General features: G+C 40.1%; 4 protein-coding genes. All 4 read right to left on the bottom strand.

Annotated features, from left to right (window positions below; all coding sequences use genetic code 11):
* Nucleotides 1-96: 96 nt before the first annotated feature.
* A complete protein-coding gene (locus RM368_RS38400; RefSeq protein WP_322698917.1) occupies nucleotides 97-408 on the bottom strand; it encodes a hypothetical protein in 312 nt (103 codons plus the stop codon).
* On the bottom strand, nucleotides 408-725 hold the full coding sequence (locus RM368_RS38395) for a hypothetical protein (RefSeq protein ID WP_322698916.1): 318 nt from the start codon (nucleotides 723-725) through the stop codon (nucleotides 408-410). The genes RM368_RS38400 and RM368_RS38395 overlap by 1 nt, the downstream gene beginning before the upstream one ends.
* A gap of 2 nt (nucleotides 726-727) precedes the next feature.
* Nucleotides 728-1072 (bottom strand): hypothetical protein, encoded by a 345-nt coding sequence (locus tag RM368_RS38390; protein WP_322698915.1) that lies wholly within the window; start codon nucleotides 1070-1072, stop codon nucleotides 728-730.
* Nucleotides 1073-1205: 133 nt separating this feature from the next.
* The coding region (locus RM368_RS38385; RefSeq protein ID WP_322698914.1) for a hypothetical protein at nucleotides 1206-1548 on the bottom strand (343 nt) is incomplete at its 5' end.

Below are 1548 nucleotides of genomic sequence, written 5' to 3'. Positions count from 1 at the left end.
CTGCTGTAGCATTTCCCCCTTCTGTTCCAGATGGCTGAAGTTCTCTTAATTGGATGTAAGTAAGTCCATTAGAAACAGAGGGGATATACAAAGGCATTATGTCAACTCCCTCACCAAAGCATTACCATTAGCAGCCGACCAAATACCACTAATTACCCCAGTGTAATGAAATGGCACTTCAAAATATCCGCCGGCTGATAATTTGGCAGTAAATGCGCTTGTTGTTGCTGTTGCACCAAACTCTAGATATAAAGTGGCGGTACTATCATTCCAAATCGTTGCACCTTTGCGGTTGGAATTGGCAGCCAAGATTGTAGTGTTAGTTGTACTAGAAGCAACTGTAGTAGCAGTTGAAGTGCCACTAGTTGATTCAACTAATGTTGCTGTAGCTGGATTATATAAACCCATTATTCAATACACTCCGTGAAAGTTAATTTACAATTACTGGCAGAAATAGCTGAGATTTTTCCAATGTAAAGATTGGATTGGTTAATTTCGTAACTGCCTCTTGGCTTTAAAACAATCCCTCGACCAATAGCACCTTTAGATTTGTCACCCAAAATCAAAGTGATATCAGAGGAAGAATTGTTTATAAAAGCTGCATACTGCCTGTTACTATTGGCATTTAAAACTGTATCGCCAACAGTCCCGGTCAAATCTTTGTCCCCATGAAGGCAATTGCTAAATTTAGCAACTTCAATCGTGGTAGAAGAATTGTTAATCATAATTAATCAGTGGGGTCATCAAGATTATCAACAAATAAAGCAGTATCCACCTTGACGCGCACTGTAAATTCAAACTCTGGCGCTTCTGGTGTCCCTGTTATTTCCTGAGACGCAAATTGAATCGGTGGAAGATTAGCATCAATCCTCGCTTCATTTACTTGCTCAGTAAGAGCGGATAGAGCTTGCATCAGCTTGACAATGCCTTTGACGCATGAAGAACCTAACGTAAGTGCTGCGCCGGAATCTGTTGCTAAACTCAAGTTAAGCTTGACTTGATTATTTCCGACAAATTCAATTGAACCGGCGGGTAATTTTTCAGCTAATGCGGTGTAACTTAATGTCGTCATAAATTATCAGCCTTGAATTCAATAGTTAGTGTTATTTCGAGAGAGTTGGTAATAGCTGCTGTTGGTTTTGCGCTATCCATATTTGTTTATATGTTTAGCGCTGTATTCTTACCGTCACATCATTCTTTAACGCTTAAGAATAGATGTATTCAGTAACTTTAACTTTGGCAGTTGTTGTTAGCACTCCTGTACAAATGCCGACGATGGCATTTTGACTGGAATTATCATCTGTAAACTTCTCACCGGGAGCCAACGAAAAATCGTAGACAGTTCCAGAAACAATCACAGTATTGGCAGTCGGATCGACTCCAAGAGGAACGTATTTAAAGTAAACAGTTGAAGGGCCTACATTTGTAAGCAGGCACGAATGCCGACTTCCATCAGCCTTTTCACCGACAACTGTAGTTTTAGACGTGGTAATACTAACATCGTTAATTGGTTGAGCATTCGTAGCCTGCTGTTTGTTGATGGAAGAA

Source organism: Nostoc sp. DedSLP03, from assembly GCF_034530815.1.
GTDB lineage: Bacteria > Cyanobacteriota > Cyanobacteriia > Cyanobacteriales > Nostocaceae > Nostoc.
The sequence above is the reverse complement of the archived record's forward strand: the minus strand, read 5'-3'. Positions and strand labels throughout refer to the sequence as shown.